Source organism: Acetobacter sp. DmW_136 (genome assembly GCF_008690365.1).
Taxonomy (GTDB): domain Bacteria; phylum Pseudomonadota; class Alphaproteobacteria; order Acetobacterales; family Acetobacteraceae; genus Acetobacter; species Acetobacter oryzifermentans.
Genome location: NZ_VHON01000006.1, coordinates 143,472 through 156,938 on the forward strand (window position 1 = coordinate 143,472; position 13,467 = coordinate 156,938).

At 52.0% G+C, this 13,467-nt stretch carries 11 protein-coding genes, 2 tRNA genes and 1 pseudogene; 6 read left to right on the forward strand and 8 right to left on the reverse strand.

Going from position 1 to position 13,467, the window contains the following annotated elements; translation table 11 throughout:
• Positions 1-157 precede the first annotated feature (157 nt).
• The gene (locus FKW31_RS02615) at positions 158-1,156 is read left to right on the forward strand and encodes an adenosine kinase (RefSeq protein ID WP_006116707.1); all 999 of its coding nucleotides are present in this window, start codon (positions 158-160) and stop codon (positions 1,154-1,156) included.
• 30 nt (positions 1,157-1,186) lie between these two features.
• Here FKW31_RS02615 and rnd read toward each other — a convergent pair whose 3' ends face one another.
• Positions 1,187-2,395, reverse strand: coding sequence for a ribonuclease D (gene rnd / locus FKW31_RS02620; RefSeq protein ID WP_035353888.1), 1,209 nt, complete (start codon positions 2,393-2,395; stop codon positions 1,187-1,189).
• Positions 2,396-2,514: 119 nt separating this feature from the next.
• Here rnd and queF point away from each other — a divergent pair, with 119 nt between their 5' ends.
• Positions 2,515-2,985: a preQ(1) synthase gene (queF, locus tag FKW31_RS02625; RefSeq protein WP_035353890.1), complete on the forward strand. Its 471-nt coding sequence runs from the start codon at positions 2,515-2,517 to the stop codon at positions 2,983-2,985.
• A 57-nt stretch (positions 2,986-3,042) separates the two neighbouring features.
• Here the strand turns inward: queF and atpC are convergent, their stop codons facing one another.
• From atpC to FKW31_RS02660, 6 genes are all read right to left on the reverse strand, one after another.
• A complete protein-coding gene (gene atpC, locus FKW31_RS02630) occupies positions 3,043-3,453 on the reverse strand; it encodes an ATP synthase F1 subunit epsilon (protein WP_006116704.1) in 411 nt (136 codons plus the stop codon).
• A 27-nt stretch (positions 3,454-3,480) separates the two neighbouring features.
• The gene (gene atpD, locus FKW31_RS02635) at positions 3,481-4,953 is read right to left on the reverse strand and encodes a F0F1 ATP synthase subunit beta (RefSeq protein WP_006116703.1); all 1,473 of its coding nucleotides are present in this window, start codon (positions 4,951-4,953) and stop codon (positions 3,481-3,483) included.
• 31 nt (positions 4,954-4,984) lie between these two features.
• Complete coding sequence (locus tag FKW31_RS02640) at positions 4,985-5,875, reverse strand: F0F1 ATP synthase subunit gamma (protein WP_006116702.1); 891 nt, start codon at positions 5,873-5,875, stop codon at positions 4,985-4,987.
• 17 nt (positions 5,876-5,892) lie between these two features.
• Positions 5,893-7,428 carry a F0F1 ATP synthase subunit alpha gene (gene atpA, locus FKW31_RS02645; protein ID WP_089178368.1) on the reverse strand — a complete coding sequence of 512 codons (1,536 nt, stop codon included), beginning with the start codon at positions 7,426-7,428 and terminating at the stop codon, positions 5,893-5,895.
• Positions 7,428-8,051, reverse strand: coding sequence for an ATP synthase F1 subunit delta (gene atpH / locus FKW31_RS02650; protein ID WP_006116700.1), 624 nt, complete (start codon positions 8,049-8,051; stop codon positions 7,428-7,430). Before atpH ends, atpA begins: the two co-directional genes overlap by 1 nt.
• Positions 8,052-8,338: 287 nt before the next feature.
• Positions 8,339-8,412, reverse strand: a tRNA-Gly gene (locus FKW31_RS02660).
• A gap of 224 nt (positions 8,413-8,636) precedes the next feature.
• Between FKW31_RS02660 and FKW31_RS02665 the strand changes: the two genes are divergently transcribed.
• The 4 genes from FKW31_RS02665 to FKW31_RS02680 all read left to right on the forward strand — a co-directional run bounded on the left by FKW31_RS02665 (position 8,637) and on the right by FKW31_RS02680 (position 11,370).
• Positions 8,637-8,713: transfer RNA gene (locus FKW31_RS02665), tRNA-Trp, on the forward strand.
• A 144-nt stretch (positions 8,714-8,857) separates the two neighbouring features.
• Positions 8,858-9,052, forward strand: a complete 195-nt coding sequence (gene secE / locus FKW31_RS02670) for a preprotein translocase subunit SecE (RefSeq protein ID WP_003629800.1) — start codon at positions 8,858-8,860, stop codon at positions 9,050-9,052.
• A gap of 4 nt (positions 9,053-9,056) precedes the next feature.
• Positions 9,057-9,587, forward strand: coding sequence for a transcription termination/antitermination protein NusG (nusG, locus tag FKW31_RS02675; RefSeq protein WP_003629802.1), 531 nt, complete (start codon positions 9,057-9,059; stop codon positions 9,585-9,587).
• Between the two features lie 148 nt (positions 9,588-9,735).
• A complete protein-coding gene (locus FKW31_RS02680; RefSeq protein ID WP_150177528.1) occupies positions 9,736-11,370 on the forward strand; it encodes an NAD-dependent malic enzyme in 1,635 nt (544 codons plus the stop codon).
• A gap of 56 nt (positions 11,371-11,426) precedes the next feature.
• Here the strand turns inward: FKW31_RS02680 and FKW31_RS02685 are convergent.
• Positions 11,427-13,453, reverse strand: a pseudogene (locus tag FKW31_RS02685) (prolyl oligopeptidase family serine peptidase).
• Between the last annotated feature and the right edge of the window lie 14 nt (positions 13,454-13,467).

Genomic DNA, 13,467 nt, shown 5'->3' on the forward strand with positions numbered 1-13,467 from the left:
CCGCCCGCATCAAACCGTCTCGCCATGTGCTCATTTTCTTATACAGCCAAGCGGTTCTGCGGCAAGCATTCCATACGCCCTAGTGTTGCCCTTTTTATGGCAGCACTGTAGCGAAACAGTTGGTATGTGAAATTTTTCAGGAAAATCTTCCGCTATCATGACTGTTTCAGATGTAAAATATGACATCCTCGGCATTGGTAATGCCATTACGGATATTCTTGCCCGCGTAGAACCCACTTTTCTACAAAAACAAGGCCTAACCCCTGGCAGCATGACGCTGATTGATGCAGACCGGGCCAATACATTGCAGGCTCTCCTTACTCCAGAGCAAATTATGGGCGGCGGTTCCGTGGCAAATAGCTGCGTTGTAGCAGCCCAATTTGGCGCGCGCGTTGCTTATCTGGGTAAAGTTGCGCGGGATGATGCCGGTAAGCAGTTTACCGAAGATATGCGTGGCAATGGCATTACCTTTCCATCTGCGCCGTTGAACACCCAGGTTTTTGATAACCTGCCAACAGCACGTTGCATTGTTATGGTTACGCCAGATGGGCAGCGCACAATGGCAACCTATCTGGGTGCATGCACCTGCTTTACGCCAGAAGATGTGCTGCCAGACATGATTGCAGATTCCAGCATTGTGTATCTGGAAGGGTATCTGTTTGACCCACCGCATGCGCAGGAAGCATTCCGCCGCGCCGCAGCTCTGGCGCACGCAGCCGGGCGCAAAGTGGCTCTTTCTCTTTCAGACCCGTTCTGCGTTGGCCGTCACCGTCAGGCTTTTCTGGATCTTGTGAAGGGCCATGTAGACATTCTTTTTGCAAATGAGGATGAAATCTGCGCTCTGTACGAAACAGAAAACTTTGACGTTGCCGCACGCCATACCGCGCAAGACACAACCTTTGCAGCACTCACACGTTCCGGCTTAGGAAGTGTTGTGCTGCACGATGGACAGATGACCAAAGTTGCCCCCGTGCCAACCCAGGTTGTGGATACAACAGGTGCTGGAGATGCTTACGCCGCTGGCTTTATGGCGGGTCTGACATCTGGCCGCACATTGCCTGAATGTGGCCGTCTGGCTTCCGTTGCTGCTTCTGAAATTATCTCACACTACGGCGCGCGCCCACTTTCCAACCTGTGGGAAGAAATGGGCTTCTAAGCCTAACAGCTTTGTGCCTTCTGCTTTTATTTAAGCGGAAGGCACATCCATATTCTGCGGAATAGCCACAACGCGGCCAGACTTTACGCATAAGGCTATTTTCCCTTCGCACAAAGCCTGCGCTGTTTCACCAAACACCTTGCGCCGCCACCCGGCCAACACGGCATGAGGCTGAGAAGGATCTAACGCCAAGGCGTCCAGATCATCAGCAGAGGCCACCAAACGCGGGGCGACATCGTGCTTTTCACAGCAAGATGTTAAAAGCACCTTCAACAATGCCACCAACGATGCAGAAGGCCGTGGCGTATCTTTGCTTTTGCCACGCGGAGAACGCGGCAGCTCCGAGTCTGGCAAAGCCTGTGCCTGCTTGATAGCTTGCAACAAGGCGTGCCCTGTACGCCCTTCTGCCAACCCGCGAGAAACACCCCGAACACGGGTTAAAGCTTCGGGAGTTGAAGGAGTCGTTGCAGCAATTTCCAGCAGACTCTCATCTTTCACAAGCCGTTGGCGCGGAACATTTACCCGTTGCGCTTCCCGCTCACGCAAAGCTGCAATGGCACGCAAAACAGCAAGCATACGCCGGTTATTGGTGCGGGCGCGTAAACGCTCCCACTGTTTTTCAGGATCGGGACGAAATGTGGCTGGATCTTCCAGTTCGGCCATTTCTGCCGCAACCCAATCCAAACGCTGTTCCTGCTCCAGTTTTTTAACAAGCCGTTCATAAACCAAGCGCAGCCACGTTACATCGCCTGCAGCATATGTAAGCTGAGCAGGAGACAGGGGGCGTACAGACCAATCTGTAAAACGGTGGCTTTTATCAATCATATGCCCAGTAAGAGAGCCAACCAGACTGTCATACCCAACCTGATCTCCAAACCCGGCCACCATTGCAGCCACTTGCGTATCAAAAAGCGGAGTCGGTAAGGCATCAAACAGATGCAGAAAAATTTCCAGATCCTGCCGGGCAGCATGAAACACCTTGAGCACCGCTGTATCTGCAAAAAGATTTTTCAGCGGGGTAAGGTCAATACCTTCAGCCAGCGCATCTATCAGCACGATATCATGAGTTGCGCCAATCTGAACCAGGCAGAGTTCCGGCCAGTATGTCTGCTCCCGCATAAACTCCGTATCAACCGTTACGAAGCTTTCATTATGGAAAGGTGCAAGAGCCGCCTCTAACTCCTGAGTAGAGGAAATAAGACGCGCGGGAGGAAATGCAGGTGTTGCTGATCTGGCCATGTTTTTCTTCATACATCCAGACCGTTAGAAAAAGAAGTGACCAAACGTTACACGTGAAACTTGACGAAAGAGCCGACTCACGGAACATCTGCAAAAAACCACATGTGCAGGAGCACAAAATGAACCCACCAGACGATGGCCGCAACCAGCTAACCCAACTTGGAAAACAAGTTGCTGCCCCACAAAGTCCAGAAGAAGCCATTCTGGAACGTGTGCCAGCTCCTTATCCAGACAAACACTATCTGGTGCGATTCACTGCACCAGAATTCACTTCGCTTTGCCCCATTACCGGCCAGCCTGATTTTGCACACATTGTGATTGATTATGTGCCGGATCAATGGATTGTAGAAAGCAAATCACTCAAACTATACCTAACCAGCTTTCGTAACCATGGTGCTTTCCATGAAGCCTGCTCAATCCAGATTGCGAATACCCTTGTTGAAAGGTTAGCACCACGCTGGCTGAGAATAGGTGCCTACTGGTACCCCCGCGGCGGTATTCCCATTGATGTATTCTGGCAAACGGGTGAACCACCCGCTGGTGTATGGGTACCTGCACAAGATGTACCTACTTATCGAGGCCGCGGCTAAAAGGCATAAAAAAAGCCACCATATAGGTGGCTTTTTTTTATGATACTTGCACCAACCTCAGTTAGCTGGAGAGCCGGCTTCGATTTCAGCACGTACGGCCTGAATCTGATCCTGCAGAACGCTAAGGCGGGTTGTATCCGTCTTATCTGCCTGATCCCAAGCTTCAGACAATGCTTCTAGCTGAGCTGTTGCATTATCGATAGAAATTTCGCTTACCGGCACAGCCTTATCAGCCAGTACGGTACAACGTGTTGGGGTAATGTCTGCAAAGCCACCGCCAACAAAGTAGCGATCCTTCACTGTATCCCCGTCATACAGGGCAACAATACCACCACGCAGAAGAAGCATCATGGGTGCCCGTTCTGGCATGGCGGCAATATCACCTTCCATGCCAGGCAGGACAGCCATATCTACTTCACGCGACACCAGAACCTTTTCAGGACTGATTATCTCAATCTGGATCGGCATGAATGCGCTCCTTCCCGAAGCCGGCTGTTAGGCCGACTCCCTCAGTTTTTCGGCCTTGGCAATAACATCTTCAATAGAACCCACCATGTAGAAGGCGGCTTCTGGCAGATCGTCATATTCGCCAGCACAGATGGCTTTAAAGGAACGTACGGTATCAGCCACGGAAACCAGCTTACCCGGCGCACCCGTAAACACTTCTGCCACATGGAACGGCTGAGACAGGAAGCGCTGAATACGACGGGCACGTGCCACAATCAGTTTATCGTCTTCAGACAGTTCATCCATACCCAGAATGGCGATGATGTCCTGCAAAGATTTATAGGTCTGCAGAATACGCTGCACTTCACAGGCCACATCATAATGTTCCTGACCAACAATCTGCGGATCCAGAGCACGTGATGTAGAATCCAGCGGATCCACTGCTGGGTAAATACCCATTTCTGCAATTGAACGGTTAAGAACCGTGGTTGCGTCCAAGTGGGCAAAGGTCGCGGCCGGAGCAGGGTCAGTCAAGTCATCCGCTGGCACGTACACAGCCTGCACAGATGTAATAGAGCCCTTTTTGGTGGACGTAATACGTTCCTGCAGGGCGCCCATTTCTGTAGCCAGCGTAGGCTGATAACCCACAGCAGAAGGAATACGGCCCAGCAGAGCGGACACTTCCGAACCAGCCTGTGTGAAGCGGAAGATGTTATCAACGAAGAACAGAACGTCCTGATTTTCTTCGTCACGGAAGTATTCAGCCAGTGTCAGACCGGTAAGAGCAACACGGGCACGGGCACCCGGCGGTTCGTTCATCTGCCCGAATACAAGCGCCACTTTGGAGCCTTCGGTAGAACCGTTTTCACCCAGCTTGATAACGCCAGCATCCTGCATTTCGTAATACAGGTCGTTCCCTTCACGGGTACGTTCACCAACACCAGCAAATACGGACACACCACCATGCGCCTTTGCGATGTTATTGATCAGTTCCTGAATAATAACGGTTTTGCCCACACCGGCACCACCGAACAGGCCAATCTTACCACCTTTCAGGTAAGGGCAGAGCAGATCAACAACCTTAATACCGGTCATCAGAATTTCTGATGCGGCAGCCTGATCTTCGAAAGAAGGTGCCTGACGGTGAATAGGCGCACGACGAGAGGTCGGGATAGGACCTTTTTCGTCAATCGGCTCACCAATAACGTTCAGGATACGGCCGAGTGTTTCTGGGCCAACCGGCACAGTAATCTGTGCGCCTGTATCAGCCACTTCTGCACCACGGACCAAACCGTCTGTGCTGTCCATGGCAATGCAGCGCACTTCGTGCTCACCAATTTCCTGAGCAACTTCCAGCACCAGTGTCTGATCACCCAGCTTGACGTGCAAGGCATTCAGAATTTTAGGCAGTTCACCTTCGAACTGCACGTCAACAACCGGGCCCTTAATCTCGGTAATGCGGCCAACTGCATTGGTCTTCGTGGCCGCAGGGGCCTGGGTCTGGGTTGTGGTATCCGACATGGGTCAGCTCCTGCGGGGCAAACGAGCGGGCTCAGACAGCCTGTGCGCCCGAAATGATTTCGATCAATTCGTTAGTAATATTTGTCTGGCGGGTTCTGTTATAAACCTTGCTCAGACTATCAATGGAACGACCAGCATTACGCGTAGCGTTATCCATTGCCGTCATACGGGCACCGTTCTCGCCCGCTGCGGTTTCAAGCAGCGAAGCATAAATTTGAACCTGCAGATTACGCGGCAGCAGCATTTCCAGCAGCGTTGCTTCATCTGGTTCAAATTCATACAGAGCCACATCATTAGATGCCGCAGCAGGTTTTTCTTCTGCCTCATCCATAACCATGGGCACCAGCTGCTGACATGTCGGCACCTGTGTCATCGCGTTTTTAAACTTGTTGAACACTAGAGTACAAACATCAATTTCTCCTGCTTCCAGCAGGGTGTTGATTTTTTCACCCAGATTGCTAGCAGCAGAAAAAGGTACTTCCTTACCGCTGACACCTATAACCTTATCAATGATAAGATCAGCATAATCACGCGAGAAGAAGTTAAATGCACGACGGCCAACAGGGAGCAGTTTAACCGTTTTACCTTCAGACTGAAGGCGACGGATTGTTTGCACTGTTAAGCGATGTACATTGGAATTAAAACCGCCACAAAGCCCACGATCACTGGTCAGAGGCACTAACAAATGCACCTTATCCTGACCTGTGCCTGCCAAAAGACGTGGACCACCGTCCTCACCTTTTGTAGCGGCAGCAAGCTCACCTAGCATACGGCGCATGGCCGCTGCATAGGGAGCTGCGGCTTCCGCACTGGCCTGAGCCCGCCGCAGCTTAGCAGCCGCCACCATTTTCATGGCGCTCGTGATCTTCCGTGTCGATTTGATACTTCCGATACGCGCGCGGAGTTCCTTCAGGGAAGCCATTGGACGATTCTACCCTCTTAGCCGGCAAAGTTGCGGTTGAAGGTTGTCAGGTATTCTGTCAGGCGCGCTTCCAGATCTTTGGAAATGGCCTTTTCCTTTTTAATGGTATCCAGAATATCTTTACCTGCACTACGCACATCGTTCAGCAGCGCACGCTCCCAACCCACAACCTTATCGACAGCAATACCATCAACAAAACCACGGGTGCCGGCAAAGAGCACAACAACCTGTTCTTCAACAGTAAGCGGAGAAGACTGACTCTGCTTCAGCAACTCAACCAGACGGGCACCACGTGCCAGCATCTTCTGAGTTGCCGGATCAAGATCAGATGCAAACTGAGAGAACGCAGCCATTTCACGATACTGCGCCAGTTCTAGCTTAATCTTACCCGCAACCTGCTTCATGGCCTTGATCTGTGCAGCAGAACCCACACGAGACACTGAGCCACCCACGTTTACCGCAGGACGAATGCCGCGATAGAACAGGTCGGTTTCAAGGAAGATCTGACCATCTGTAATGGAAATAACGTTTGTCGGAATATAGGCAGAAACGTCACCAGCCTGCGTTTCAATAACAGGCAGAGCCGTAAGAGAACCAGCGCCATATTCGTCAGACATCTTCGCAGCGCGTTCCAGCAAACGGGAATGCAGGAAGAACACGTCACCCGGATAAGCTTCACGGCCTGGCGGACGACGCAGCAGCAGGGACATCTGACGATAAGCCACAGCCTGCTTAGAAAGATCATCGTAGCAGATCAGGGCGTGCATACCGTTGTCACGGAAGTATTCACCCATTGCGCAAGCAGCATAAGGCGCCAGATACTGCAACGGAGCCGGGTCAGATGCGGTAGCCGCAACGACGATGGAATATTTCATCGCGCCTTTTTCTTCCAACAGACGCACAAGCTGCGCAACTGTGGAACGCTTCTGGCCGATGGCAACGTAAATGCAGTACAGTGACTTTTTATCGTCACCTTCATCATTCACTGTTTTCTGGGCAAGAATAGTGTCTGTCAGAATGGTGGTTTTACCAGTCTGACGGTCACCAATCACCAGTTCACGCTGACCGCGGCCAACTGGCACGAGGGCATCAATAGCCTTAATACCGGTCTGCATAGGTTCATGCACGGACTGACGCGGCATAATACCCGGCGCTTTTACTTCAGCGCGGCGCAACTCAACGTCCGTCAGCGGGCCTTTGCCGTCGATCGGGTTACCCAGACCATCAACAACACGGCCAAGAAGCCCCTTACCGACAGGGACGCTCACCACCATACCGGAACGTGTGACCGTATCACCTTCACGGATGTTGGTGTCATCACCAAAAATAACGATACCGACGTTATCGCTTTCCAGGTTCAGGGCCATGCCCTTCTGACCGGCGGTCGGAAAGTCCACCAGTTCGCCTGACATTACATTCTGCAGGCCGAACACACGGGCAATACCGTCTCCAACAGACAGAATCGTGCCGGTTTCGACAACATCAGATTCCTTGTCGAACGAGGCAATCTGCTGCTTGAGGATATCCGAAATCTCTGCGGGACGGATTTCCATCACGCGGCTCCCTTCATGGCGTAATGCAAACGAAACAGGCGAGTCTTAAGGCTGGCGTCATAAAGCTTTGCCCCCACCCGCACGACCAAACCGCCGAGGAGGGAGGAATCGACACGCTCGCGAATATTAATACGGGAGTATCCGGCTTCTGCCAGCCGTGCCTGCACTTGGGCACGCTGCTCAGGCGTAAGCGGATAAGCGCTGGCAACTTCTGCCACCACTTCACCCCGGCGGGAAACAGCCAACGCATCAAGCGCAGCCAGAATCCGGCGCAAAACAGGCAGGCGGCGGTTATCAGCCACAACGCCTACAAAATTACGAAGAGTCTGCCCGAACCCCTGCGCCTCAAGCACAGCCAAAACGGCTTTGCGAGATACAAGGACATCAAGACGCCTGTCTTCCAGGACTGTGCGCAAAGGCGCACTTTCATCAATCAGGCGCGCAAGTGCGGCACCTTCATCAAGCACTGCATCCAACTGGCGCTGTTCGGCTGCAAGATCATAAAGCGCCGTTGCATAACGGCCTTCAAGACCATTGGAAGCAAAAGCAACCGGTTGTGCTGTCGTTACGCCCGAGGCCACCACTCTTTTGGTTCTTTCCTTCTGTGCGCGCCGGCATTCCACACTAACAAACTCTGACGGTGCCGCAGCTTATCCGTTAAAGGCCTTACAGCACGCAACCATCGGCGCGGCCTCTAGCATGCTCATCAGCCCCACGCAACATCCCTGACGCGCCATTTTTATTTCCGCACCTGTTTACACCACCAAAAGCGTGCAAAAACAGGCTATAAACCACCACAAACCACGAAACACAAAAAGACGCCAGACACGTAATAAAAAACTCACCCTCAACATCTACGAGATGCCACGGCGAGAATTTTTGAACTGCCAAATTTTTGGGAAATGTAAGATGGAGCGGACAGAGGGAATCGAACCCTCCTCAGTAGCTTGGAAGGCTACTGCATTACCACTATGCTATGCCCGCATATTTCTTGTGTTTTTGCCACTAACCCCAAAGACAACATTTTGCAAGTTTGAAGAGAAAATTTTTGATCACACGCTAAAAAAGAGCGGGCACTTGTTGTTTCCCTCTTGACTTTAAGCCCACAACATATTTTCTTCCGCCACCTGCAAAGGCTGCTGTTAAGTGGCTGGTCAGGCTGGCGGTTATCCGTTATAGCTTTGATCCAGCTACGGCAGACAGGCTGTAGGGGTGTAGCTCAATTGGCTAGAGCGCCGGTCTCCAAAACCGGAGGTTGTGGGTTCGAGACCCTCCACCCCTGCCAGGTTTAAGATTGCAGGTTCTGCGCCGTAGTTTCCGCCTCGTTTTTCTAAGTTTCAACGCGGAAATCCTGTGTGGAATGTGTGGTGTATTCAGGACTGCCACCGGAAAAATATCCGGTTTCCGTGCAGTGTAGAAAGGGTGGTTCGTGTCGTTCAGTCCCGGTAAGTTCCTGCATGATGTGCGTGCCGAGGCGGAACGGGTCACATGGCCCACCCGCCGTGCTACCTTGGTTACCACGGGCGCCGTTCTGGCCATGGCAGGCATGGCATCCATTTTCTTCTTTTTTGTTGACCAGCTGATTGGTCTCGGTGTGCGTCAACTTTTCGGGCTGGGAGGCTAACGACATGGCCAAGCGCTGGTATGTGGTTCACGTCTATTCGGGCTTCGAAAAGAAAATTGCCCAGCACATTCGCGAAGAAGCGGAACAGAAGGGCCTGAGCGACCATATTGATGAAATTCTGGTGCCTTCCGAGGAAGTCATTGAAGTGCGTCGTGGCCAGAAGGTGAATACTGAACGCAAGTTCTTCCCCGGCTATGTGCTCGTCAAAATGGAAATGACTGACGAAACGTGGCACCTGGTAAAAGACACGCCAAAGGTTACGGGCTTTCTGGGAACCAGAAATCGCCCTACCCCTATTTCTGCGGCTGAAGCTGAACGCATTATCAAGCAGACAGAAGAAGGTGTGCAGCATCCTCGTTCTGCCGTATCGTTTGAAGTGGGTGAGCAGATTCGTGTGGCAGATGGTCCGTTCACATCCTTCAATGGTGTAATTGAGGAAGTAGACGAAGAAAAAGGCCGCTTGAAAGTAAGTGTCTCCATTTTCGGGCGCTCCACACCAGTGGATCTGGAATACAATCAGGTGGAAAAGCTGTAAAATCAGCTTTCCCATTTGCAAGAACTCAAGGCGGCCTTGGTGCCGCCTTTTTTATTGTCTTAACCCAGACCTGCTGTTTTGCACCCTTCCCCTCTGCATAAAAAACCGCTGTAATCTTGCCCTTGGCCTCACAATTCATGGAGTTATCATGCCATCTGCTTCCACGCCCCAACTGCGAGGAATGGCCCTTCTTAATAATGCGCACCTGAACAAGGGCACGGCGTTTACCGAGGAAGAGCGCCGCCTTTATGGGCTGGAAGGACTGTTACCCACACAAGTTGAAAACCTAGACAGGCAGGTAGAGCGTATCCACCGCCACCTTGAGGCCAAACCCAGCAATCTGGAACGCTACATCTATCTGAGTGGCCTGCGCGACCAAAACGAAACCCTGTTTTACAAGGTTTTAATGTCTAACCCGGCCCGATTCGTACCAATTGTGTACGCACCCACGCTGGCCGCCGTATGCCAACAGTTCAGCCATATCTATCGCCGTCCGCGCGGCATGTATATCAGCTTGGATATGCGTGGCCGCATTAAAGACGTGCTGCGCAACTGGCCTATGGAAAATGTTCGCTTTATGTGCGTGACCACAGGTGGCCGTATTCTGGGGCTTGGAGATATTGGCGTAAACGGCATGGGTATCCCCATTGGTAAGCTGGATCTGTATACGGCTTGCGGTGCAGTCCCTCCCGATTCGCTTTTGCCTGTGCAGCTTGATATTGGTACCACAAACAGCGCCCTAAGAGCCGATCCTCTGTATCTGGGCCTACGGCGTGAACCACCCCCGATAGAAGAGCTGGATTCTTTTGTGGAAGAATTCATTCAGGCCGTGCAGGAAGTTTTCCCGCAAAGCTGTATCCATTTTGAGGATTGGAAGGGCACAGATGCCCTACGCTACCTCAAAAAATATCATGATCGTGTGCTGTGCTATAATGATGATATTCAGGGCACAGCTGCCGTTACGCTGGCAGGCCTGATTACAGCCCTGAAAATCAAGAACGAATCGCTGGCCCAACAACGCTTCTTGTTCTTGGGAGCGGGTTCCTCCGGCATCGGCACTGCCGATATGCTGGTTTCCGCCTTGAAACAGGAAGGGCTATCTGAACAGGAAGCCATTGACCGCATTACATTGATGGATGTGAACGGTCTTTTAGAAACATCCCGCTCTGATCTGCTGCCTGAGCAGAAACGTTTTGCCAAAAATCTTCCGCCATCACGTGATCTGCTGGGCACGATCAAAACTGTTAAACCCACAGTGCTGATTGGTGTTTCCACTGCTGGCGGTTCTTTCACCCAAGAGGTGGTGGAAGAAATGAGCAAACTGAATGAACGCCCCATTATTTTCCCGCTTTCTCTGCCGCAAAAAAATGGGGAATGCACGGCTGAGCAAGCCTATGAATGGTCTAAAGGCCGCGCACTTTTTGCAGCAGGCCTACAGTATCCGGAAGTGACGTATAATGATCGTACGTTCTATCCGGGCCAGGCTAATAATTTCTACATCTTTCCGGCTTTAGGGCTGGCCGTATATGCTACGCGCCCCAAGCTGATTACAGATGAAATGGTGATTGAAGCCGCACAGGCTCTGGCAGATCAGGTAGATCCGGCAGCGCGTGAACGGGGCCGTTTGTTCCCGCCACAAAGCGATATTCTGGAAGTGTCCATCACCTCCGCCACACGTATTGCGGAGTTTATTTTTGATAAAGATGCCGCAACCGTTGAACGCCCCACAGACATTCGGGCGTGGATTGAAAATCTGACTTACAAGCCACGCTATACAGACTGACCACGAACAATGGCTGAAGGAACAACCGTCCTTCAGCCATTTTCCATTTCTACAGGTTAGTTTTGCGTAGCAAATCCAAACACACGGGCATAAAAAGCCAACTCTTCCGCAAAAGCGGCACGAATAGTCGCCTCCTTACGGAAGCCATGCCCTTCTCCTTCAAATTCTCGTAAAGTTACCGGAGTGCCTGCTGCTTTTAAGGCATCCGCCATAGAATAGGCCTGTTCTGGCGGCACCACTTTATCGTCCATACCCTGCAACAGCAGCACCGGTGCACGAATCTGATCGGCAACGGAGATTGGAGAGCGCTGTAGATAAAGTGCCTCAGCTTCTGGCCACGGGCCAATCAGACCATCTAGGTAGCGTGCTTCAAATTTATGTGTTTCCTGCGCCAAGGCTCGCAGATCGGTTACGCCATACAGACTCACACCTGCTGCAAATATATCTGAAACAGCCAACGCTACCAGTACGGTCATGCCCCCTGCACTGGAACCACGAATAGCTATGCGATTCGGATCTACTCGCCCCGATTCCACAACGGCACGGCAAGCAGACAGACAATCTGCCACATCCACCACACCCCACTGGCCTTTCAGACGATTCCGCCATGCGCGCCCGAATCCGGTAGAGCCACCATAATTCACATCTAACACAGCAAAGCCGCGAGACGTCCACCACTGGATTTTAAAAGATAGTCCTTCCTGCGCCCGAGCTGTGGGGCCTCCGTGCACCTGCACAACCATGGGGGGTAACTCATCCTTTGGCACAGATGCATGCTGGTTGGTAGGAGGGTAAAAGAAGGCATGGCCACATAGGCCATTTTCTCCGTCCACCGAAAAACGAATCGATTCGGGAATGGAAATATCTGCCGCATCCAGCCGTTCTGTTGATGAACGCTGCAAAATAATCTCTGCCCCATTCTCTGGCATACCCACCACAACAGAAGGCAGCGCATCTGGCGGCGCTTGCAACCAGGCAAAACGACCATCTGCCAAGGGAACGGGGCATTGATCCGGTTTGGCATGGAAGATGCGGTAATCAGAGGCTCGATCCGGTTTTATCCAGCATGTTGCCTGCCCCTGCGTAACTGCCAAAATCAGACAGCCCTCATTTTTAAGCAGTTGATAACTACTCTGCCCAAATACCCATGCAGGCTGCCCTATCTCTCCTTCTGGGGCATGATAGCGGGATAAAGTTGGGTTGTTTTCCTGCCAATGGACGTTCCATATAGTCCAGCTTCCTGAACGATCAGACAGAACCAGTAATCGCCCATCAGATGTCCATCGCGGCTCTATAAGCGATTCGCTTATTTGTTCACCTACCAACACACGGGCATCTGCAATGCCGCAGATTTCGCCTGAAGCATTTCGCTGAACACGGGCAAGACACAGGCGCGTAGCATCCCACGGCATGTTGGGGTGATCCCACTCAACCCACGTCAACCATTTCCCATCTGCTGAAAAAGCCGGGGCCGCATAAAAATCTGCTCCAGCTTTAAGCACGACACCGGCTTTGTTGCCCTGCACGTGTAACGCCACCAGTGCCGTTTTGGCTTCTCCCGCTTTTTGGTGATCTTCCCGCACGGCCAGCACTGCTTCAGAATTCACATCAAACCGCAGATCTGCAAACCGAAGCCCTGCCTCTCCGGCCATAAAAACCGCTTCGGTTTCTGCTTCCCTACGCAGCCACACATTTCCTGTGCGTTTATCAGAATAGGCAATGCTCCCGCTTTTAACTGCATAAGCTCCGCCACCATACTCGTGCACGCGGGTTGCTACATCTGTATCTGGCGCCAGTGCCTCAGAGGCCCCTTCTGCCTGAGTCCACCGCATCAGCACAGAGCGACCTGCCTCTGCAGGGCGCCGTTCCAGCCAGAAAACTGTATTTTCTACGGCCCGAACCTCGGAAAAGGACAGTGTCTTTCCTGCCACCAGATCCGGCGTAACAGGAGAAGGCCATGTGCCGCACGGCATTGGCTGTACAGAAGAAGAAAAAGGAGGTGTGTTATTCATGCAGATATTTTTACCATTCCGACTGTTGCATCCAGAAAAACATGCGCCCAGACACTGCACGTGTTAAGCATTCCGACATACACTC